This is a genomic window from Streptomyces sp. SS7, assembly GCF_037993025.1.
Lineage (GTDB): Bacteria > Actinomycetota > Actinomycetes > Streptomycetales > Streptomycetaceae > Streptomyces.
The window spans coordinates 8,706,591-8,731,362 of the sequence record NZ_CP141223.1; the positions used below are offsets into that span (position 1 = coordinate 8,706,591).

Sequence of the window (24,772 nt, forward strand, 5' to 3'; positions counted from 1 at the left end):
CGATACGACGTATGGGGCAAGTTCCAATGGCGAATGAAGACAAGCTCCGGGACTACCTCAAGTGGGTCACCGCAGACCTGGCCGAGACGCGTCGCCGGCTCCAGGAGCTGGAGGCCCGCGAGGACGAGCCCATCGCGATCGTCGGCATGAGCTGCCGGTTCCCCGGCGGGGTGCGGTCCCCCGAGGACTACTGGCAGCTCCTGGCCGACGGTGGCGACGCCATCTCCCCCTGGCCCACGGACCGTGGTTGGGACACGGAGGCGCTCTACGACCCGGAAGCCCGCCGCGTGGACGGCAGCTACGCCCGTGAGGGCGGCTTCGTCCTGGACGCCGGCGACTTCGACCCGGCGTTCTTCGGGATCTCGCCGCGCGAGGCCGTCGCCATGGACCCCCAGCAGCGGCTGCTGCTGGAGGCGTCCTGGGAGGCCTTCGAACACGCCGGCGTGGACCCCGAGTCCGCGCGGGGCGGCCGCGCCGGCGTCTTCGTCGGATGCAGCAACCAGGAGTACGGCGCGGGCCTCGGTGACATCCCCGACGACGTCCGGGGCCACCTGCTGACCGGCAACTCCACCTCCGTGGTCTCCGGACGCGTCTCGTACGTGCTCGGCCTCGAAGGACCCGCGGTGACGGTGGACACGGCGTGTTCGTCGTCGCTGGTGGCGCTGCATCTTGCGGCGCAGGCGTTGCGTGCGGGTGAGTGTGATCTGGCGTTGGCCGGTGGTGTGACGGTGATGTCGACGCCGGGTGTGTTCGTGGAGTTCTCGCGGCAGCGGGGGCTCGCGGAGGACGGTCGGTGCAAGGCGTTCGCGGAGGCCGCGGACGGTACGGGGTGGTCCGAGGGTGTGGGCATGCTCCTGGTGGAGCGGCTGTCGGACGCGCGGCGCCTTGGTCATCGGGTGCTGGCGGTGGTGCGGGGCAGTGCGGTCAACCAGGACGGTGCCTCCAACGGACTCACCGCGCCGAACGGGCCTTCGCAGCAGCGGGTGATCCGTGCGGCGCTGGCCAGTGCGGGGCTGTCGACGGCGGACGTGGACGCGGTGGAGGCGCACGGCACGGGCACCACGCTGGGTGACCCGATCGAGGCGCAGGCGTTGCTCGCCACGTACGGGCAGGGTCGTGAGCGGCCGTTGTGGCTGGGTTCGGTGAAGTCGAACATCGGGCACACGCAGGCCGCCGCGGGTGTGGCGGGTGTGATCAAGATGGTGCTGGCGATGCAGCACGGCGTACTGCCGCGCACGCTGCATGTCGACGAGCCGTCCTCGCACGTGGACTGGTCGGCCGGTGCGGTCGAGCTGCTGACGCAGGAGCGGGAGTGGGCCGGTGAGGACGGACGACCGCGCCGCGCCGCCGTCTCCGCCTTCGGCGTGAGCGGCACCAACGCCCACGCCATCCTCGAGGAGGCACCCGCGGAGGAAGCTCCCGAGAACGCGGAAGCGCCCGCCGACGGCGACAGCGAGACCACAGCCGCCACTTCCCACGCGCTGCCGCACCCGGCCCCCCGCGTGCTGCCCTGGGTCCTGTCCGCCCGTACCCCCGAAGCCCTGCCCGCCCAGGCCACCCGTCTCCTCGCGCATCTGCGGGAACACCCCGGGGCCGAGCCCCTCGACATCGCCTGGTCGCTCGCCGCGCACCGATCGGCACTGCCGTACCGGGCCGCCGTCATCGGTTCCGACCGCGCCCGACTCATCGAGACGCTCGCCGCCTTCGCCGCCGGTGACCGGAGCGAGGGCATCGTCACCGGCACCGCCCACCCGGACGGCCGTACCGCCTTCCTCTTCGCGGGTCAGGGCTCCCAACGGCTCGGCATGGGGCGGGAACTCTATGACGAGTACCCGGTCTTCGCCGAGGCCTTCGACGCGGTGGACGCGGAACTGCCCTTTGATCTGCGGGAGGTGGTGTTCGGTGCGGACGCCGAGCGTCTGAACCGTACGGAGTTCGCGCAGCCGGCGTTGTTCGCGCTGGAGGTGGCGCTGTTCCGGCTGCTGGAGTCGTGGGGTGTGCGGCCCGATGTGCTGGCCGGTCATTCGATCGGTGAGATCGCGGCGGCGTATGTGGCGGGGGTGTGGTCGCTGGCCGATGCGTGCCGTCTGGTGGTGGCGCGTGGTCGGCTGATGCAGGCGCTGCCGGCCGGTGGTGCGATGGTCGCGGTCCGGGCGTCCGAGGAGGAGGTGTTGCCTCTGCTCGGTGACGAGGTGGGCATCGCGGCGGTCAACGGGCCGCAGGCGGTGGTGGTTTCGGGTGCTGCCGGGGCGGTCGAGGAGGTCGCGGGTCACTTCCGTGGTCTGGGGCGCAAGGTCACGGCGCTGCGGGTGAGTCATGCCTTCCATTCGCCGTTGATGGAGCCGATGCTCGACGAGTTCCGTGCCGTTGCCGAGGGTCTCGTCTATGCGGAGCCGGCTCTGCCGGTCGTCTCCGGCCTCACGGGTGCGCTCGCGTCCGCGGAGGAGCTGTGCTCTGCGGACCACTGGGTGCGGCATGTCCGTCAGGCGGTCCGTTTCGCCGACGCCGTGGGTGTGCTCGCCGCGCGGGGCACGACCCGCTACCTGGAAGTCGGACCCGACGGCACCCTCACCGCCCTCGCCCAGGACTGCCCGGACGCGCTCGCCGCCGGAGACACCGGCGGCCTCCTGTTCACCCCCCTCCTGCGCAAGGACCGGGACGGGACCGCCGACGTGGTCACGGCGCTCGCCCGTCTCCACGCCCATGGCGCCACGGTCGCCTGGGACGCCGTCCTGCCCGGTGGCAGCCGGGTGGAACTGCCCACGTACGCCTTCCAGCACCAGCGTTACTGGCTCGCCGACCAGGGCCGCCCGGCCGCGGGCAGCGGCGTCGAAGGCGGACAGCGCACCGGGGGCGCCGCCGAGACGGAGTTCTGGAACGCCGTCGAGCGGGGTGACCTCGGTTCCCTCGCCGACTCGCTGGGTCTCGCCGAGGAGTCCCTGAACGGACTCGTCCCGGCGCTGTCGTCCTGGCGGCGCCGCCGCCAGGAACGCTCACGCGCGGACGGGTGGTTCTACCGAGCACACTGGAAGCCGCTCGCGTCGACCACCACCCCGCCCGCCGGCCGCTGGCTGGTACTCCGGCCGGAAGGCACGGGACAGGACACCGGCACCGACGCCATCACGGCGGAACTCGCCGCGCGCGGCGCCGACCTCGCCGTGATCGACCTGCCCGTCGCGTCCGACCGTGCCTCCGTGGCGGCGCAGTTGGAGTCGGCCGGAGCCGACGAAGTCTCCGGGATCGTCGTCGACACCGTCGTCGGTACGGACGCCGCGGAGGTGTGCGGCCTGGTGGCCGTGGTGGTGCAGGCGGTCGGTGACGCGGGTGTGGGCGGCCGGGTGTGGGTGCTGACGCGTGGCGGTGTGTCGGTGGGCCGTTCGGACGGTCCGGCCGATCCGGTGCAGGGTGCGGTGTGGGGTCTGGGCCGGGTGGCGGCGCTGGAGTACCCGGATCGGTGGGGTGGTCTGATCGACCTGCCCGAGGTCCTGGACCGCCGCGCGGCCAACCGGTTCGCCGCGGTTCTCGCCGGCGGACTCGCCGACGAGGACCAGGTGGCGGTACGGGCGTCGGGTGTGTTCGGGCGTCGGCTTGAGCGGGTTCCTGCCGGGGGTGTTGGTGGGGAGTCGGTGTGGCGTCCGCGGGGGACGGTGTTGGTGACGGGTGGTACGGGTGCGTTGGGTGCGCGGGTGGCGCGGTGGGTGGCGGCTGAGGGTGCCGAGCATGTGGTGCTGATGAGCCGTCGGGGTGTGGAGGCTCCGGGTGCGGTGGAGTTGCGTGAGGAGCTGACTGCTGCTGGTGTGCGGGTGTCGGTGGTGGCGTGTGATGCGTCCGACCGGGAGGCTTTGGCGGGGGTGTTGGCGGAGTGTCCGGTGGATGCGGTGGTGCATACGGCGGGTGTGCTGGACGACGGTGTGATCGACGCGTTGACGCCGGAGCGGTTCGCGACGGTGTTGCGTGCGAAGGCGCTGGGCGCGTTGCACCTGGACGAACTGACCCGTGACCGCGCCCTCGACGCCTTCGTCCTCTTCTCGTCCTTCGCGGGAAGCATCGGAGCGGCGGGCCAGGGCAACTACGCGGCGGCCAACGCCTTCCTCGACACGCTGGCCGAGCGCCGCCGGGCGGCCGGGCTGCCCGCCATCTCGATCGCCTGGGGGCCGTGGGCCGACGGCGGCATGGCCGACGAGACCCACTCCGCCGCGCGGATGCGCCGCGGCGGTGTCCTCCCCCTGGACGCCGAGGCCGCCACGAACGTGCTCGCCCGCGCGGTCGCGTCCGACACGCCCGCCGTCGTCGTCGCCGACCTCGACTGGGCGGAGTTCGCCCCCGCCCTCACCCTGACCCGCCCGAACCCGCTGCTCTCCTCGCTGCCCGAGGTGCACGCGGCCCTGGAAGCCGCCGCCACCGAGACCGGGAGCACCGGCATCGGCGACCGGGCCGGGCTGCTCGGCCGGCTGGTCGGCCTCAGCCGCACCGAACAGGACCGCGTCCTGCTGGAGACGGTGCAGTCGTGCGCCGCCGCCGTGCTCGGTTATGCGGGGGCGGCCGCCGTGCCGGCCGAGCGTGCCTTCCGTGACCTGGGTGTCGACTCCCTCACCGCGGTCGAACTCCGCAACGGTCTCTCCGCCCTCACGGGTGTCACCGGCCTGACCGCGACGGTGGTGTTCGACTACCCGACACCGCTGGCACTCGCACGACACGTGCGGGAACAACTGCTGGGCGACGATGCGCCCGGTGCGGAGGCCGCCGTCCCGGCGGTGGGCGGTGCGGTCGTCGCCGAGGACCCGGTGGTGATCGTCGGTATGGCGTGCCGGTTCCCGGGTGGGGTGCAGGACCCCGAAGGGCTGTGGCGGCTGCTGTCCGAGGGCGACGACACCGTCGGCCCGTTCCCGGCCGACCGTGGCTGGGACCTGGCCACTCTGTACGACCCCGAGGGCGAGCGCCCCGGAACCACGCTGGTCGACATGGGTGCGTTCCTCGATGCTGCGGGTGGGTTCGACGCGGGGTTCTTCGGGATGAGTCCGCGGGAGGCGTTGGCGACGGATCCGCAGCAGCGGTTGTTGCTGGAGACGTCGTGGGAGGCGCTGGAGCGGTCGGGGATCGCTCCGGGTGGGCTGCGGGGCAGCCGGACGGGGGTGTTCGCGGGGACCAACGGTCAGGATTACACGGGTCTGCTGCTGGCCTCGGGTGAGGATTTCGAGGGTCATGTGGGCACGGGGAACGCGGCGTCGGTGCTGTCGGGGCGGGTGTCGTACGTGCTGGGTCTGGAGGGTCCGGCGGTGACGGTGGACACGGCGTGTTCGTCGTCGCTGGTGGCGCTGCATCTTGCGGCGCAGGCGTTGCGTGCGGGTGAGTGTGATCTGGCGTTGGCCGGTGGTGTGACGGTGATGTCGACGCCGGGTGCGTTCGTGGAGTTCTCGCGGCAGCGGGGGCTTGCGGTGGACGGTCGGTGCAAGGCGTTCGCCGAGGGTGCGGACGGTACGGGGTGGGGTGAGGGTGTCGGTGTGCTGGTGGTGGAGCGGCTGTCGGACGCGCGGCGCCTTGGTCATCGGGTGCTGGCGGTGGTGCGGGGCAGTGCGGTCAACCAGGACGGTGCCTCCAACGGACTCACCGCGCCGAACGGGCCTTCGCAGCAGCGGGTGATCCGTGCGGCGCTGGCGGCCGGTGGGCTGGATGCGGCCGAGGTGGACGCCGTCGAGGCGCACGGCACGGGTACGGCTCTGGGTGACCCGATCGAGGCGCAGGCGTTGCTTGCCACGTATGGGCAGGGTCGTGAGCGGCCGTTGTGGCTGGGTTCGGTGAAGTCGAACATCGGGCACACGCAGGCTGCCGCGGGTGTGGCGGGTGTGATCAAGATGGTGCTGGCGATGCAGCACGGCGTGCTGCCGCGCACGCTGCATGTCGACGAGCCGTCCTCGCACGTGGACTGGTCGGCCGGTGCGGTCGAGTTGCTGACGCAGCAGCAGGAGTGGCCCGAGGCGGGGCGTGCGCGGCGGGCAGGTGTGTCGGCGTTCGGTGTCTCCGGTACGAATGCCCACGTCGTCCTGGAGCAGCCGGTCCCGGAGGAGCTTCCTGCCTCTTCCGGCGGCGAGGAGCCGGTGTCGTCGGTTGTTCCGTGGGTGGTGTCGGCGCGCAGTCGGGCCGCCTTGCGGGCGCAGGCCGGTCGGCTGGCGGAGTTCGTGGCCGGCTCCGGTGTGCTGGATGTGGCGGGTGTCGGTGCGGCTCTGGTCCGGTCGCGGTCGGTGTTCGAGCACCGGGCCGTGGTGTGGGGTGCGGATCGTGCGGAGCTGCTGGCCGGTCTGGGCGCGGTGGCGTCCGGTGAGTCGGTTGCGGGCGTGGTGACGGGCGAGGTCGGCGAAGGCGGCCGTACGGCGTTCCTGTTCGCCGGTCAGGGCTCGCAGCGTCTGGGTATGGGGCGCGAACTCTATGACGAGTACACGGTGTTCGCGGATGCCTTCGACGCCGCCTGCGCCCACCTCGACGCGGAACTCGAAGTGCCTCTGAATGAGGTGGTGTTCGGTCAGGAAGCGGAGCGCCTGAACCGTACGGAGTACGCGCAGCCGGCGTTGTTCGCGCTGGAAGTCGCGCTGTTCCGGCTGCTGGAGTCCTGGGGTGTGCGCCCCGATGTTCTCGCCGGTCACTCGATCGGTGAGATCGCTGCCGCGCATGTGGCGGGGGTGTGGTCCCTGGCCGACGCGTGCCGTCTGGTGGCCGCTCGCGGCCGGCTGATGCAGGCGCTGCCGGCCGGTGGTGCGATGGCCGCGGTCCAGGCGTCCGAGGACGAGGTGCTGCCCCTGCTCGGCGACGAGGTGGGCATCGCGGCCGTCAACGGCCCGCGTTCTGTGGTGATTTCGGGTTCCTCAGAGTGGGTCGAGGAGATAGCGGAGCACTTCCGCGCCCAGAACCGCAAGGTGACGGCGCTGCGGGTGAGCCATGCCTTCCACTCCCCGCTCATGGAACCGATGCTCGACGAGTTCCGTGCGGTCGTGGAAGAGCTCTCCTACGAGCGTCCGCAGCTGCCCGTCGTCTCCACGGTGACCGGCGCGCCCGCCACCGACGAGCTGATGTCTCCGGAGTACTGGGTGGACCACGTCCGCCGTACGGTCCGCTTCGCCGACGCCGTGGCCACTCTCGACGGGCAGACCGTCACCCGCTTCCTCGAACTCGGGCCCGACGGCACGCTCGCCACGCTGGCGCAGGACTGTGTCACGGACGACGACCGGCTCTTCGTGCCGGTGTTGCGCAAGGACCGGGCTGAGGTCGACGCGGTGGTGGCCGCGGTGGCGGCTGTCTTCGCCGGTGGCGCCGAGGTGGACTGGTCTGCCTTCTTCCCCGCCGACGGCTGGGTGGAGCTGCCGACGTATGCCTTCCAGCACCGGCGGTACTGGCCGGATGTCGTGCGTCCGGAGCCGGTCGTCGGTGCGGGTGGTGAGATCGACGCCCGTTTCTGGGAGGCGGTCGAGCGGGAGGATCTGGGAGCCCTGGCAGGGGAGTTGGAGCTGGGCGAGGAGGTCGTGGGGGCTGTCCTGCCGGCGCTGACCTCCTGGCGGCGGCAGAGCCGGGAGCAGGCCGAGGCGGACCGCTCCCGGTACCGGGTGGCGTGGCGGCCGCTGGCCGACGTCCCCGGCTCAGGCGCACTCTCGGGCCGTTGGCTGGTGGTCGAGCCGGCCGGACTCACCGCGGACCCCTGGGCGCAGTCGGTGTGCGACGCGCTGTCGGCGCATGGTGCCGAGGTCGAGCGGGTCGCCCATGAGGCCACCATGGACCGGGTTGGGCTGGCCGCGAGCCTGGAGGGCACGGCGCCGGTCGACGGAGTCGTGTCCCTGCTCGCCCTCACTGAGGACGTCTCCGAAGACGTCGCCGAGGGCGGCGTGCCGCTCGGCGTGTCGGGTTCGCTGGCGCTGATTCAGGCTCTGGGCGACGCCGGGGTGACGGCTCCGCTCTGGGCGCTGACCCGGGGCGCGGTCGCGGTGGGCCGTTCCGACGGCGCCGTGGACGCCGCGCAGGGCGCCGTCTGGGGCCTGGGCCGGGTGGCGGCGCTGGAGGCCTCCGACCGCTGGGGCGGTCTGATCGACCTCCCTGCCACGATCGATCGCCGTACCGCGAGCCGCCTGGTGGCTGTGTTGGCGGGTGTGGGTGATGAGGATCAGGTGGCGGTGCGGGCGTCGGGTGTGTTCGGGCGTCGGCTTGAGCGGGTTCCTGCCGGGGGTGTTGGTGGGGAGTCGGTGTGGTGTCCGCGGGGGACGGTGTTGGTGACGGGTGGTACGGGTGCGTTGGGTGCGCGGGTGGCGCGGTGGGTGGCGGCTGAGGGTGCTGAGCATGTGGTGCTGGTGAGTCGTCGGGGTGTGGAGGCTCCGGGTGCGGTGGAGTTGCGTGAGGAGCTCGCCGCGGGTGGGGTGCGGGTGAGTGTGGAGGCGTGTGATGTGGCTGATCGGGGTGCGGTGGAGGCGTTGTTGGGGGTGTATCCGGTGGATGCGGTGGTGCATGCGGCGGGTGCGGTGGTGAATGTGCCGTTGGGTGAGGTGTCGGTGGGGGATCTTGCCGGGGTGTGGTCGGGCAAGGTGGCCGGTGCGGTGCATCTGGATGCGGTGCTGGGGGATCGTGCGTTGGATGCGTTCGTGGTGTTCTCCTCGATTGCCGGTGTGTGGGGCAGTGGGGGGCAGGCGGGGTATGCGGCGGCGAATGCGGCGTTGGACGCTTTGGTGGCGGCGCGTCGGTCGCGGGGGTTGGTGGGGACGTCGGTGGCGTGGGGTCCGTGGGCCGGTGGGGGTATGGCTGCGGACGAGGGTGCTGTGGAGGCGTTGCGGCGGCGGGGTCTGGTGGCGCTGGATCCGGAGCGTGCGGTGCGGGCGCTGGGTCGGGTCGTCGCCGGTGGGGACGGGGTCGTGGTGGTGGCGGACGTGGAGTGGGAGCGGTTCGCTCCGGCGTACACGAGTGTGCGTCCCAGCGCGCTGCTGGCCGGGCTTCCCGAGGCACACACCGCCCTCACCACCCCCTCCGTCCCCCTCGCCGGGGAACCGGCCGGCTCGGGGCTGCGCGACCGTCTCGCCGGACTGCCGGCGGCCGAACGCGACCGTGCCCTGCTGGAATCGGTCCTCGCCGCTGTCGCCGCGGTGCTCGGGCACGCCGACGCCGCGGCGGTGGAGGCCACACGGTCCTTCCGGGACCTGGGATTCGACTCGCTCACGGCTGTCGAGCTGCGGAACCGGCTCGCCGCCGAGAGCGGCCTGAAGCTCCCCAGCACCCTCGTCTTCGACCATCCGACGCCGGCGGCTCTCGTCCGGCTGCTGCGAGCGGAACTGTTCGCCGACGACGCCGCCGACCAGGCGACCGACGCGCTGTCGCCCGTCCCGGCGCTGACGGTCACGACGGACGACCCGGTCGTCATCGTCGGCATGGCCTGCCGGCTGCCCGGCGAGGTGGAGGGCCCGGACGACCTGTGGCGGCTGGTCACCCAGGGCGCCGACGCGATCTCCGCGTTCCCCACCGACCGGGGCTGGGACCTCGACGCCCTGCACGCCTCCTCCGCGGACGGCGGTCCGAGCCGCAGCCACACCCGGGCGGGCGGATTCCTCTACGACGCCGGGCAGTTCGACCCCGCCTTCTTCGGTATCTCGCCCCGTGAGGCCCTCGCCGTCGACCCGCAGCAGCGGCTGCTGCTGGAGACGTCCTGGGAAGCCCTCGAACACGCGGACATCAGGCCCGGCTCGCTGCACGGCAGCCGTACCGGCGTGTTCGTCGGCGCCGGCAGCTCCGGCTACGGCGCCGGACTCCGCGAGGTGCCCGAGGGGCTCGGCGGGCAGCTGCTGACGGGTGTCGCGGGCAGCGTGGTCTCCGGCCGTGTCGCGTACACCTTCGGCTTCGAGGGCCCGGCGGTGACGGTGGACACCGCCTGCTCGTCCTCCCTCGTGGCGCTGCACCTGGCGGCGCAGTCGCTGCGCTCCGCCGAGTGCGACCTGGCGCTGGTCGGCGGTGTGACCGTGCTGGCCGACCCCGGGGCGTTCGTCGAGTTCAGCTCCCAGGGCGGGCTGGCGGCGGACGGCCGCTGCAAGGCGTTCTCCGACGACGCCGACGGTACCGGCTGGGCCGAGGGCGTGGGCGTGCTCGTCGTGGAGCGGCTCTCCGACGCCCGCCGCAACGGTCACCAGGTGCTGGCCGTGGTGGCCGGTTCCGCCGTCAACCAGGACGGCGCGAGCAACGGTCTGACCGCGCCCAACGGGCCCGCCCAGCAGCGGGTCATCCGCCAGGCGCTGGCCGGGGCCGGGCTCACCCCGGCCGACGTCGACGCCGTGGAGGCGCACGGCACGGGCACGAGGCTGGGCGACCCGATCGAGGCCCAGGCACTCCTCGCCGCCTACGGCCAGGACCGCGAACAGCCGCTGTGGCTGGGCTCGTTGAAGTCCAACATCGGACACACCCAGGCCGCCGCCGGCGTCGCCGGCGTGATCAAGACGGTGCTGGCGATGCACCACGGCCTCCTGCCGCGCACCCTGCACGCCGACCGGCCGTCGAGCCACGTCGACTGGTCGGCGGGCAAGGTCCGGCTGCTCACCGAGAACACCGAGTGGCCGGTGACCGAGGGACGTCCGCGGCGAGCCGGTGTGTCGGCGTTCGGCGTGTCCGGCACCAACGCACACGTCGTCCTGGAACAGCCCGACCCGCAGCGACTCGCCCTTGAGATGGAGTCGTCCTCCGACGGGCACGTGGACGGTGCCCGTCCCGAGGCCACCGCCCTGCTTCCCTGGCCGGTGTCCGGCCGCAGCAGGACCGCGCTGCGTGCCCAGGCCGCTCGGCTGGCCGACCATGTCGCCGGCCGTCCCGGGGCGACGGCGGTCGAGGTGGCCGCCGCGCTCGTCGGCTCCCGCGAGGCGTTCGAGCACCGGGCCGTGGTCTGGGGCACGGACCGCGAGGACCTGCTCCGCGCCCTGCGGACGGTCGCGGACGGCGAGCCTGCCGACGGCGCCGCCATCGGCTCCGACGGCGCCGCCATCGGCTCCGTCATCGGCTCCGTGCTGCAGGACGGCCGTACGGCCTTCCTGTTCGCCGGCCAGGGCTCGCAACGCCCTGGCATGGGACGTGAGTTGTACGAGGAGTATCCGGTGTTCGCGGATGCCTTCGACGCCGTGTGCGCCCACCTGGACACCGAACTGCCGCGCCCGTTGCGCGAGGTGGCCTTCGGTGACGAGGCGGACGTACTGAACCGTACGGAGTACGCGCAGCCCGCGCTGTTCGCGCTGGAGGTGGCGCTGTTCCGGCTGCTGGAGTCGTGGGGTGTGCGTCCGGACGTGCTGCTGGGGCACTCCATCGGTGAGCTGGCCGCCGCGCACGTCGCGGGGGTGTGGTCGCTGGCCGACGCGTGCCGTCTGGTGGTGGCGCGCGGCAGGCTGATGCAGGCGCTGCCGGCGGGTGGGGCGATGGTGTCGCTCCAGGCGTCGGAGGACGAGGTCCTGCCCCTGCTCGCGGGCCGGGAGGCCGAGGCCGGTATCGCCGCCGTCAACGGACCGCTGTCCGTGGTGGTCTCCGGCACCGAGGACGCGGTGAGCGAGATCGCGGCGGCCGCCGAGGCGCTCGGCAAGCGCACCCGGCGGCTGCGGGTCAGCCATGCCTTCCACTCCCCGCTGATGGAACCCATGCTCGCCGGCTTCCGCGCCGTCGCCGAGGGCGTCACCTACGCCGCCCCGCACATCCCCCTCGTCTCCGACGTCACCGGCGCCGCCGCCACCGCCGAGGAGATCACCTCCCCGGAGTACTGGGTGCGGCACGTGCGCGACGCCGTCCGCTTCGCCGACGGCGTCGGCACCCTCGCCGGCCTGAACGTCACCCGTTGGGTGGAACTCGGCCCCGACAGCACCCTGACCACGCTCGCCCAGGCCTGCCTGCCCACCACGGACGGGCTGCACATGCCCGTGCTGCGGCACGACCGGCCCGAGCCGCACACCCTGCTCACCGCTGTCTCCGCCCTGTTCACGCGGGGCGTCGACGTGGACTGGACGCAGGCCCTGCCGGTGCTGTCCGGGACGCGGCGCGTCTCCCTGCCCACCTACGCCTTCCAGCGCCGGCGCTACTGGCTGGAGGTGCCGGTCGCCACGGGCGACGCCTCCGCGCTGGGGCTCGCCGCCACCGGCCATCCCCTGCTCGCCGCCGCCGTACCGGTCGCGGGCAGTGACGCGGTCGTCCTGACCGGACGGCTGTCGCTGCGCTCGCACCCGTGGCTGGCCGACCACCGGCTCGCCGGTGCCGTCGTGGTGCCCAGCACCGCCTTCCTGGAACTCGCCGTCCGCGCGGGCGACGAGGTCGGCTGCGACGAGGTGCGCGAACTCGCCCTGGAGGCGCCCCTGGCGGTGCCCGAACACGGCGCGGTCCGGCTCCAGGTCCGTGTCGAGGAGCCGGACGCCCGGGGCACCCGTGCCCTCGCCGTCTACTCGCGGCCCGACGACCCACGGTCCGACGCCCCGGAGTCCGACGGCCCCGGCTGGACCCGCCACGCGGCCGGCCTGCTCGCGCCGACCGGCTCCGCCGCCGCCCGGCGGGACGTCCACGCGGGCCGGGAAGCCGACTTCACGGTCTGGCCTCCGGCCGGAGCCGAGCCGGTCCCCGTCGGAGACCTGTACGAGCGGCTGGCGGCCGACGCCGGCCTGGAGTACGGCCCGGCGTTCCGCGCCCTCACCGCCGTATGGCGGCACGGCGACGACGTGTACGCCGAGGTCGCCCTCGACGCTCAGACCCGCGAACAGGCGCGGGGCTTCGGGCTGCACCCGGCCCTGCTCGACGCGGCGCTGCATCCGCTCGGCCTCGGCCTGCCGGAAGGACTGGGGGAGGGGCTCCTGCTCTTCGCCTGGCAGCGGGCGTCCCTGCTCGCCGACGGCGCCGCCACCCTGCGCGTCCACCTGGCCCGGACCGGCGAGGACGCGGTGACCCTCCGGGCCGCCGACGCCTCCGGGCAGCCGGTGCTCACCGTGGAGTCGCTGCGCCTGCGCCCCGCCACCCCCGCCGCCTCCGCCGCGTCCGGCCCGGTCACCGCGACCGCCGGGGACCGTACGGACACGGCGGGTGCCGGGGACCGTACGCCCGCAGAGGCAGCGGACGACCGCGGGCACGGAGCCGACGTCCCCGGCGACACCGCCGAGGGCGCACGTCCCGCCGCCCCGGCGCGGGCCGGACGCCGTCGCGCCGCCGACTCCGGTGACGAGGCCGGGGAAGCGAGCCTGCTGGACCGGCTCGCCGGGCGGTCCGCGGCCGAGCGCCGGCGCGTGCTGCTCGACCTGGTGCGCCGCAAGGTGGCCGCCGTGCTCGACTACGTCGACCTCGACGAGGTGGAGCCCTCCCGCGTCTTCAAGGACCTCGGTTTCGCCTCGGTCACCGCGGTGGAACTGCGCAACCGGCTCAGCGCGGACCTGGGCGTCCTGCTGCCGGCCACCCTGGTCTTCGACCACCCGACCCCGCTCGCGCTCGCCGCACACCTCGACGAGGAACTCTTCGGCACCCGGCCGGACACGGCCGCGCCCGCGGCCGTGCGGAACCGGCTCGACGACGATCCGATCGTGGTCGTCGGCATGGCCTGCCGCTACCCGGGCGGCATCACCAGCCCCGAGGAACTGTGGGACCTCGTCGCCAACCGCGGCGACGGCATCTCCCCGCTCCCGGCCGACCGGGGCTGGGACCTCGCCGCGCTCTACCACCCGGACCCGGACCACCCGGGCACCTGCTACGCCCGCGAGGGCGGCTTCCTGCACAACGCCAGCCAGTTCGACCCCGGCTTCTTCGGCATCTCCCCGCGTGAGGCGCTGGCGATGGACCCCCAGCAGCGGCTGCTGCTGGAGACGTCGTGGGAGGCGCTGGAGCGGGCGGGGATCGACCCGGCGTCCCGGCGCGGCAGCCTCACCGGAGTCTTCGCCGGTGTCACCTACCAGGACTACATCGGCATCCTCGGCGCGGCCAAGGAGAGCTTCGAGGGCTACATCGGCACCGGCAACTCGCCGAGCGTCCTGTCCGGCCGGATCGCCTACGCCCTCGGGCTGGAGGGCCCCGCGCTGTCCGTCGACACCGCCTGCTCCTCCTCCCTGGTGGCCCTCCACCTCGCGGTGCAGTCGCTGCGGCAGGGCGAGTGCGATCTCGCCCTGGCCGGCGGTGTGACCGTCATGTCGACGCCGGGCTCGCTCATCGAGTTCAGCCGGCAGCGGGCGCTCGCCGAGGACGGCCGCTGCAAGCCGTTCTCCGCGGACGCCGACGGAGCGAGCTGGGCCGAGGGCGTCGGCATGGTCGTGCTCGAACGGCTGTCCGACGCCCGGCGCGCCGGACACCCCGTCCTCGCCGTCGTCCAGGGCAGCGCCCTCAACCAGGACGGCGCCTCCAACGGACTGACCGCCCCCAACGGGCCCTCGCAGCAGCGCGTCATCCGCGCCGCGCTGGCCGGCGGCGGGCTCACCCCGGCCGATGTTGACGCCGTGGAGGCGCACGGCACGGGGACGACGCTGGGCGACCCGATCGAGGCCCAGGCCCTGATCGCCGTCTACGGCCAGGACCGCGCCGACGACCGCCCCCTGTGGCTGGGCTCCCTGAAGTCCAACATCGGCCACTCCCAGGCCGCGGCCGGCGTCGGCGGCGTGATCAAGATGGTCATGGCCCTGCGCAACGGGCTGCTCCCGGCGACCCTGCACGCCGACAATCCGACCTCCGAGGTCGACTGGTCCGCGGGTGCCGTACGGCTGCTCAACGACCCGGTGCCGTGGCCGCGGACCGACCGGCCGCGCCGCGCGGGCGTCTCGTCGTTCGGCATGAGCGGCACCAACGCGCACGTCATCATCGAGCAGGCCCCCGACGACGTGACCGAGCCCGACACGACAGCGACGCCGCAGGACCCGACCGTCCCGGCCGCCGTCCCCGTCGCCGTCCCGCTGTCCGCCCGCACCACCGACGGACTGCGCGCCCAGGCCGGCCGGCTCCTCGCCCACCTGCGCGCCCACCCCGGAGTCGGCCTCGCCGACCTGGGCCTGTCCCTGGCCACCACCCGCACCGCCTTCGAACAGCGGGCGGTCGTGCTCGCCGCCGACGAGGAGGGCCTGGTACGCGGGCTGCGCGACCTCGTCGAGGACGGCATGGTCAGCGAGGTCGTCCGCGGCGTCGACCGGCGCGGCACCGGACCGGTGCTGGTCTTCCCCGGCCAGGGCGCCCAGTGGCCCGGCATGGGCCGTGAACTCCTCGACACCGCACCCGAGTTCGCCCGTCGCATCGCCGAGTGCGAGCAGGCGCTCGCGCCCCACGTCGACTGGTCGCTGACGGCAGCCCTGCGCGGCGGCCCCGACGCCCCCGACCTCGACCGGGTGGACGTCGTCCAGCCCGTCCTGTGGGCCGTCATGGTCTCCCTCGCCCACCTCTGGCGCTCCTACGGCGTCGAGCCCGCCGCCGTCGTCGGCCACAGCCAGGGAGAGATCGCCGCGGCCGTCGTCGCCGGTGCCCTGTCCCTGGAGGACGGCGCCCGCGTCGCCGCCCTGCGGAGCAAGGCCATCACCGCCATCGCGGGCGACGGCGGCATGATGTCCGTCCCGCTGCCCGCCGACGAGGTCCGCCCCCGGCTCGAACCGTACGGCGACCGGCTCGCCGTGGCCGCCGTCAACGGCCCCCGCTCGGTCGTCGTCTCCGGCGCCGCCGACGCCCTGGACGACCTGTTCACCGCACTGACCGGGGACGGCGTACAGGCCCGCAAGGTCGCCGTGGACTACGGCAGCCACTCCACCCACGTCGAACCCGTCCGCGAGCAGGTCCTCGACACGCTCGCCGCACTGCGGCCGACGCCCCCCGAGATCCCGTTCCGCTCCTCGGTGACCGGCGACTGGCTGGCCGACGACACCGTCCTGGACGCCGCCTACTGGTACACCAACCTGCGCGAGACCGTCCGCTTCGAGGACGCGATCCGCGGCCTGCTCGGCGCCGGACACCGCGCCTTCATCGAGGTCGGACCGCACCCCGTCGTCGCCTTCGGCCTCCGGGACACCGTCGAGGACGCCGGCGCCGACGCCGTCGTGCTCGGCACGCTCCGCCGCGACCAGGGCGGCCTGGACCGCTTCCTGACCTCCCTCGCCGAAGCCCACGTCCAGGGCGTCCCCGTCGACTGGCACGGTGTCTTCGCCGGCACCGGTGCCCGCCGCGTCGACCTGCCGACCTACGCCTTCCAGCGGCTGAGGTTCTGGCCCGAACTGCGGGACGCGGAGCCCGCGGCCGAGGACGGCGCACAGACGTCCGACGAGGTGGAGAGCCGCTTCTGGCGGACGGTGGAGGAAGCGGACCTCGCCTCCCTCACCGCCACCCTCGACATCGGCGGCGACACGCCGCTGCGCGAGGTGCTGCCCGCGCTGTCCGCCTGGCGGCGCAGCAGCAAGGAGCAGTCCACCGTCGACAGCTGGCGCTACACCGTCGGCTGGACCCCGCTCACCCAGGACACCGCCGCGGCGCCCCCGTCCGGCACCTGGCTCCTCGTCCGGCCCGCCGCCGGCCACGCCCTGGCGGACGCCACCCGGCAGGCACTGACCGACCACGGCGTCACCGTCCGGACCGTCACCGTCGACGGCGCGGCACCCGGCACCGACCGCGAGGGACTGGCCGGACTGCTGACCGCCGCGCTCGCCGCCACGGACGCCGAACCCGCCCTGGAGCCAGCCGACCTCGGCGGAGTGCTCTCGCTCCTCGCCCTGGACGAGACCCCGCACCCCGACCACCCGTCCGTGCCCACCGGTCTCGCCGCCACCCTCACGCTCGTCCAGGCCCTCGGCGACCTCGGCATCAGCGCACCCCTGTGGTGCGCCACCCGGGGCGCCGTCGCCCTCACCGCGTCGGAGACCGTGCTGAGCGCACCGCAGGCCCTCGTCTGGGGCTTCGGCCGGGTCGCCGCCCTGGAGCACTCCGACCGCTGGGGCGGCCTGATCGACCTGCCCGCCACCCTGGACCGCCGGGCGGGCGACCGGCTGTGCGCCCTGCTCGCCCGTCCCGACGGCGAGGACCAGACCGCCCTCCGCGCCTCCGGCACCTACGGCCGCCGCCTGCTGCGCGCCCCGCTCGACGGCGCCACACCGCCCGGCGAGACCTGGCGCCCCCGAGGCACCGTCCTGATCACCGGCGGCACCGGCGCGGTCGGCGGACACATCTCCCGCTGGCTCGCCTCCCTCGGCGCCGACCACCTGCTGCTCACCAGCCGCCGGGGCGCCGACGCGCCCGGCGCCGCCGAACTGGCGGCGGAGCTGACCGCGCTCGGCGCCGGCCGTGTCACCCTCGCCGCCTGCGACGTCGCCGACCGCGACGCCCTGCGCGAGCTGCTCGGGTCGATCCCCGCGGAACACCCGCTCGACGCCGTGCTGCACATCGCCGGATCCCTCGACGACGGTGTCATCGACGCCCTCGACCCCGGCCGCATGCACCCGGTGCTGCGCACCAAGGCCACCGCCGCGGTGAACCTGCACGAACTGACCGCCGGACTCGACCTGTCCGCCTTCGTCCTGTTCTCCTCCACGTCCGGCACGATCAGCGGACCCGGCCTCGGCAACTACGCCCCCGGCAACGCCTTCCTCGACGCCCTCGCCCAGCAGCGCCGCTCCCTCGGCCTGCCCGCCACCGCCGTCGCCTGGGGCCACTGGGCCGACGGTGGCATGGGCGACGGCGCGGTCGGTGACCGTCTGCGCCGCTACGGCGTCTACGACATGCGGCCCGAACTGGCCTGCCAGGCCCTCCAGCAGGCACTCGACCACGGCGAGACCCACGTCGCCGTGACCGACATCGGCTGGGAACGCTTCGCGCCCGCCTTCACCGGCTCCCGGCCCAGCGCCCTCCTGCGCGACCTGCCCGACGCCCGGCGCGTCCTCGCACCGGCCGGCACCACCGCCTCCCGCCCGACCGCCGGCGACTCCTTCGGCGGCGACGGCGACGGCACCGGCCAGCCCGCGCTCCGCCGCCACCTCGCCGGCCTGCCCGCCGACGAACGGGCGGACGCCGTACTCGACGTCGTCCGCGGCTATGTGGCCACCGTGCTCGGCTACCCCGGGCCCGAGGCGGTCGAGCCGACCCGCGCCTTCAGCGACCTCGGCTTCGACTCGCTCAGCGCCGTCGAACTCCGCAACGGCATGAACAAGATCAGCGGCATGCGGCTGCCGGCCACGCTGGTCTTCGACTTCCCGAACTGCGCCGAACTGGCGCGGATGCTGCTCGGTGAACTCGGTACGGCGTCCGACGGCACGGACTCCACGGACGACCGCCTGCCGGCGGCCACCCGGACCGCCGCCGACCCTGTCTCCGTCGCCGACGACCCGATCGTCATCACCGCGATGAGCTGCCGCTTCCCCGGCGGGGCGGACACGCCCGAGGACTACTGGCGGCTGCTCGCCGACGGCACCGACGCCATCGCGCCGTTCCCGGCCGACCGCGGCTGGGACGTCGACAACCTCTACCACCCCGACCCCGACCACCCCGGCACCTGCACCGCCCGCGAAGGCGGCTTCCTGCGGGACATGGCCGCGTTCGACCCCGCCTTCTTCGGCGTCTCGCCGCGTGAGGCGCTGGCGATGGACCCGCAGCAGCGGTTGCTGCTGGAGCTGGCGTGGGAGACGTTCGAGCGGGCCGGGATCGACCCGACGACCCTGCGCGGCTCCCGCACCGGCGTCTTCGCCGGCACCAACGGCAACGACTACACCCCGCTCCTCGTCGCCTCCGGCGAGGACGTCGGCGGCCACCTCGGCACCGGCAACGCGGCGAGCATCGTCTCCGGGCGGGTGTCCTACACGCTCGGCCTGGAGGGCCCGGCCGTCACGGTCGACACGGCGTGCTCGGCCGCCCTGGTGGCGCTGCATCTGGCGGTGCAGGCGGTGCGTTCGGGTGAGTGTGATCTGGCGTTGGCCGGTGGTGTGACGGTGATGTCGACGCCGGGGCTGTTCCTGGACTTCAGTCGGCAGCGGGGGCTTGCGGGGGACGGGCGGTGCAAGGCGTTCTCGGACGCTGCGGACGGTGCCGGGTTCTCCGAGGGTGCGGGTCTGGTGCTGGTGGAGCGGCTTTCGGGTGCGCGTGCGGCGGGGCGTGGGGTGCTGGCGGTGGTCGCGGGTTCCGCGGTCAACCAGGACGGTGCGTCCAATGGTCTGACGGCGCCGAACGGTCCTTCGCAGCAGCGGGTGATCCGGCAGGCGCTGGCGGGTGCGGGGCTCAAGGCTGCTGATGTGGATGCGGTGGAGGCGCACGGTACGGGTACGGCGTTGGGTGATCCGATCGAGGCGCAGGCGATCCTGGCGACGTACGGTCAGGATCGGGAGCGGCCGCTGTTGTTGGGGTCGGTGAAGTCGAACATTGGTCATACGCAGGCTGCGGCGGGTGCCGCGGGTGTGATCAAGATGGTGCTGGCTCTGCAGCACGGTGTGCTGCCGCGGACGCTGCATGCGCAGGAGCCGTCGTCGCACGTGGACTGGTCGGCGGGGGCGGTGGAGCTGCTCACGGAGCGTGTGGAGTGGCCGCGTGTGGAGGGGCGGACGCGGCGTGCGGGTGTGTCGTCGTTCGGGCTGAGTGGTACGAACGCGCATGTGGTGCTGGAGGAGCCGCCGGTGGAGCCGGTGGCGGATCCGGTGCCGGTGCCGGTTGTCGGTGGTGTGGTGCCGTGGGTGGTGTCGGGTCGTACGGCTGCGGCGGTGCGGGCCCAGGCCGGGCGGCTGGCGGAGTTCGTGGCCGGTGACGAGATGCTGGGCCTCGCCGAGGTGGCTGGTGCGCTGGTGCGGTCGCGGTCGCTGTTCGAGCACCGGGCGGTCGTCTGGGGTTCGGGCCGTGCGGAGTTGCTGCGGGCGCTGGAGGCGGTTGTTTCCGGCGAGGAGGCACCCAACGCGGCGACGGGCACGGCCCGCCGTGAGGCTCGCACGGCGTTCCTGTTCGCCGGGCAGGGCTCACAACGCCTCGCCATGGGACGGGAGTTGTACGACGCCTACCCCGTCTTCGCAGACGCCTTCGACGCGGCCTGCGCCCACTTCGACACCGAAGTGCCGCGTCCGCTGCGGGAGGTGGTGTTCGGTGAGGACGTCGACCTGCTGAACCGTACGGAGTTCACCCAGCCGGCCCTCTTCGCTCTGGAGGTGGCGCTGTTTCGGCTGCTGGAGTCGTGGGGTGTGCGGCCGGACGTGCTGGCGGGTCATTCGATCGGTGAGATCGCGGCGGCGCATGTGGCGGGTGTGTGGTCGCTGGCGGACGCGTGCCGTCTGGTGGCGGCGCGCGGCCGGCTGATGCAGGCGTTGCCGGCCGGTGGCGCGATGGTGGCGCTGCAGGCGGCCGAGGACGAGGTCCTGCCTCTCCTCGGTGAGGAGGTGGGTGTCGCGGCGGTCAACGGCCCGCGCTCGGTGGTGATCGCCGGTGCGGCGGATGCCGTGGCGGAGATCTCCGATCACTTCCGTGCCCTGGACCGCAAGGTCACGGCGTTGCGGGTGAGTCATGCGTTCCACTCGCCGTTGATGGAGCCGATGCTCGCCGACTTCCGCAAGGTGGCGGAGAGTCTGTCGTACGGGCGTCCGAAGCTGGCGATGGTCTCGACGGTGACGGGTGAGGTGGCCTCGGCCGACGAGGTGATGTCGGCGGACTACTGGGTGGCCCATGTGCGCCGGCCGGTGCGGTTCGCGGACGCGGTCCGGGTGCTGGCCGGACAGGGTGTCGGGCGCTGGGTGGAACTCGGCGCGGACGGTACCCTCACCGCCCTCGCCCAGGCCTGCCTCGACGACACCGACGCCGTGGTGATGACGCCGGTGCTGCGCAAGGACCGGCCCGAGACGCCGTCCGCCCTCGCCGCCCTCGCAGCCCTGTTCGTGCACGGCGCCGACGCGGACTGGTCCACCCTCACGGGCGGCGACCGGGGCCCGACCCCGAACCTGCCGACGTACGCCTTCCAACGCCGCCGTTACTGGCCGGACTTCACCGGCGTCACCCTCGGCGACCTCGGTTCCGCGGGCCTCGGCTCGGCCGAGCACCCGCTGCTCGGCGCCGCCGTGCGGGTGGCCGGCAGCGAGGAGGCCCTGTTCACCGGGCGCCTCTCCCTCAGGTCCCACCCGTGGCTCCGCGACCACGCGGTCACCGGCACCGTCCTCTTCCCGGGTACCGGATTCCTCGAACTCGCCCTGTGCGCGGCCGGACAGCTCGGCTACGACCGCGTCGAGGAACTGACCATCGCCGCCCCACTGGTCGTGCCCGAGCGCACCGGACGACTGGTGCAGGTCAGGGTGGGCGAGCCCGACGAGTCGGACAACCGCACGGTGGAGGTGTACTCGCGGGCCGAGGACGCCCTCGACACCGATCCCTGGACGCTGAACGCCAGCGGCTCGCTGACCGCCGACCCGGCGCCCGAGACCGCGGCCCCCGACCTGACCGCCTGGCCCCCGCCGAACGCCGAGGCCGTCCCCATGGAGGGCTTCTACGACCGCTTCGCCGAGGCGGGCTTCGCCTACGGGCCGGTCTTCCAGGGCCTGCGCGCGGTCTGGCGGCGCGGTGAGGAGGTCTTCGCCGAGGTCGGGCTGCCCGACGAGCACGATCGACTCGCGGGCGACTTCGGTCTCCACCCGGCGCTCCTGGACTCCGCCCTGCACGCGATGATGTTCGTCTCGCTGGCCGACGCAGGCCAGGGCAGGCTGCCGTTCTCCTGGAGCGGTGTGTCGCTGCGCGCGTCCGGCGCGCGGGCCCTGCGCGTCCGGATGGTGCAGGCCGGTCCGGAAGCCGTCGCCCTGCAACTGGCCGACCCGACCGGCGGCACGGTCGCCGCCGTCGAGTCGCTGCTGCTGCGCCAGGTGTCCGGCGACCTCGCCGCGCGCGCCGAGGCCGACGGACACCGTGACGGCCTCTTCCAGGTGGACTGGACGAAGGTGTCGCCGGACGCGTCCTCGGCGGGTGCCCTCGTGGCGGTCGGCGCCGTCGGCCCCGTGCCCGGCGCGGTGTCGTACCCGACCCTGGCCGAACTGCCGGCCACCGTGCCCGCGACCGTGCTGTTCGCCGCGGGCGGCGGCCTGGACGGCGCCGACGGCGACACGGCGGCCGCGGCCCGCGTGGCCACCGGTCGTGTCCTGGACGCCGTACGGTCCTGGCTCGCCGACGAGCGGTTCGAGGAGTCCCGCCTGGTGGTCGTCACCGAGGGTGCGGTCACCCTGGACGGCACGGCCCCCGATCCGGCCCTGGCCGCGGTGTGGGGCCTGGTACGGGCCGCGCGCGCCGAGGCACCCGACCGGTTCGCCCTGGTCGACACGGACGGCACGGAAGCGTCTCGTGCCGCCCTCGCCCAGGCCCTCGGCACCGGCGAGCCGGAGCTCGCGCTGCGGGACGGCGTGCCTTACGCGCCGCGCCTCGGCCGCGTCCCGACCGGGGACGGACTCCCGCTCCCGGCGGGTGAACCGGCCTGGCACCTGGACAGTGTGGAGAAGGGCACCCTGGACAACCTGGCCCTGACCCCGTTCCCGGAGGCTGCGGCCGAGTTGACGGAGGGACAGGTCCGTATCGCCGTCCGTGCGGCGGGCGTCAACTTCCGCGACGTGCTCAACGCGCTCGGCATGTATCCGGGCGAGGCGGGGCTGCTGGGCGGCGAGGGCGCGGGCGTGGTGACCGAGGTCGGTCCCGGCGTGTCCGGACTGACCGTCGGCGACCGGGTGTTCGGCATGTTCCCCGGCTCCTTCGGGCCGGTGGCGGTCGCGGACGCGCGGACGGTCGCGCGGGTGCCCCAGGGGTGGTCGTTCGCCGAGGCGGCGTCGGTGCCCATCGTGTTCCTGACCGCGTACTACGCGCTGACCGACCTCGGGGCCGTCAAGCCCGGCGAGTCGGTGCTGGTGCACGCGGCCGCGGGCGGTGTGGGCATGGCCGCGGCGCAGCTGGCGCGGCACCTGGGTGCCGAGGTGTTCGGTACGGCCAGTGCCGGCAAGTGGGACACCCTGCGTGCCCTCGGCCTCGACGAGGGGCACATCGCCTCCTCGCGTGACCTGACCTTCGAGTCGGCGTTCCTCGCGGCGACCGGCGGCGACGGCGTGGACGTCGTACTGGATTCGCTCGCCGGTGAGTTCGTGGACGCGTCGTTGCGTCTGCTGCCGCGCGGTGGCCGGTTCCTGGAGATGGGCAAGACCGACGTCCGTGCCCCGGAGGCGGTCGCCGCCGAGCACGCGGGAGTCATGTACCGGGCCTTCGACCTGTGGGAAGCGGGTCCGGAGCGGATCGGCGGGATGCTGGCCGACCTGGTGGCCCTGTTCGAGGCGGGGGTGCTCAAGCCCCTCCCGGTCACCTGCTGGGACGTACGCAGGGCTCCGGACGCCTTCCGGTACCTGTCGCAGGCCCGGCACGTCGGCAAGGTGGTCCTCACCGTCCCGGTGCCGCTGGACCGGGACCGCACGGTCCTGGTCACCGGTGGTACGGGTGGTCTGGGCGCGCTGGCGGCCCGTCATCTGGTGACGGAGCACGGGGTACGGCGTCTGCTGCTCGCCAGCCGACGCGGCCCCGATGCGCCGGGAGCCGGTGAACTCCTCGCGGAGCTGGCCGCCTTGGGCGCCGAGGCGGAGGCCGTGGCGGTGGACGTCGCCGATCGCGACCAGCTGGCCGCCGCGCTGGCCGGGCATGCGCTGACCGCCGTGGTCCACACGGCCGGCATCGTCGACGACGGTGTCGTCGCCTCGCTCACCCCGGAGCGGCTGGCCGAGGTCATGCGGCCCAAGGCCGACGCCGTGGCGCACCTGCACGAGCTGACCCGTGACGCGGATCTGTCCGCCTTCGTGGTCTTCTCCTCCGTCGCGGGGACGTTCGGCAGCGCGGGTCAGGCCAACTACGCGGCCGCCAACGCCTTCCTGGACGCCTTCGCCGCCCGCCGCCGCTCCGCCGGTCTGCCGGCCGTGTCCCTCGCGTGGGGCGCGTGGGCGCCCGGCGCGGGCATGACCGCCGACCTGACCGAGGCGGACCTGCGCCGCATGGCCCGCGGTGGCATGCGGCCGCTCACCGCCGAGCAGGGACTCGCCCTCCTCGACACCGCGGGGCTCGTGGCCCCCACGGCCCCCGCACACCGGGCTCTCCTGCTGCCGGTGAACCTCGACCTCCAGGCGCTGCGGGCGCACGCCGAGGCCGTACCGCCGCTGCTGCGCGGCCTGGTGCGGGCACCGGCGCGGCGGGCCGCGCAGACGGCGGCCGGGGCCGGTGCGGAGCGGCAGGACCTCGGAGCCCTGCTGGCGGCCCTCGCGCCGGCCGACCGGGAGCAGCACCTCGTCGATCTCGTCTGTGCCCAGGCGGCAGCCACCCTCGGCCATGCCTCGGCGGACGAGATCGAACCGGACCAGGCGTTCAAGGAACTGGGGTTCGACTCGCTCACCGCCGTCGAACTGCGCAACCGGCTCAACGCGGTCACCCGGCTGCGGCTTCCGGCGACGTTGGTCTTCGACCACCCGACGCCGACGGCGCTGGCGGCGCACCTGCTGGAGGGGATCACCCTGCCGGAGGCGTCCGGCACGGGTGCGGGCGAGGGCCCGGGCGCGGCCGTGCCGGCGGCGCCGCTCCTGGTCGAACTGGACCGGCTGGAGGCGGCGCTCGGCGCCGCCGCGGTCGGCGGGGACGACCACGCGACGATCACTTCCCGGCTCCAGCGGCTGACGGCGAAGTGGCAGGAGAAGACAACGAAGGGCGGCGGTGCCGGACACGACAACGGCACCGGCTCCGGGGGTTCCGGAGCGGCGCTCGCCGACGTCGACGACGGGGAACTGGACTCCGTCGAGACGGCGGACGAGCTGTTCGACCTGATCGACAAAGAACTCGGGATGTCGTGATC

1 protein-coding gene is annotated in these 24,772 nt (G+C 73.9%); it reads left to right on the forward strand.

What is annotated here, in order from left to right; all coding sequences use genetic code 11:
- The first annotated feature begins 26 nt into the window (after positions 1-26).
- Positions 27-24,770, forward strand: coding sequence for an SDR family NAD(P)-dependent oxidoreductase (locus U5640_RS39725; RefSeq protein WP_340384075.1), 24,744 nt, complete (start codon positions 27-29; stop codon positions 24,768-24,770).
- Positions 24,771-24,772: the final 2 nt, after the last annotated feature.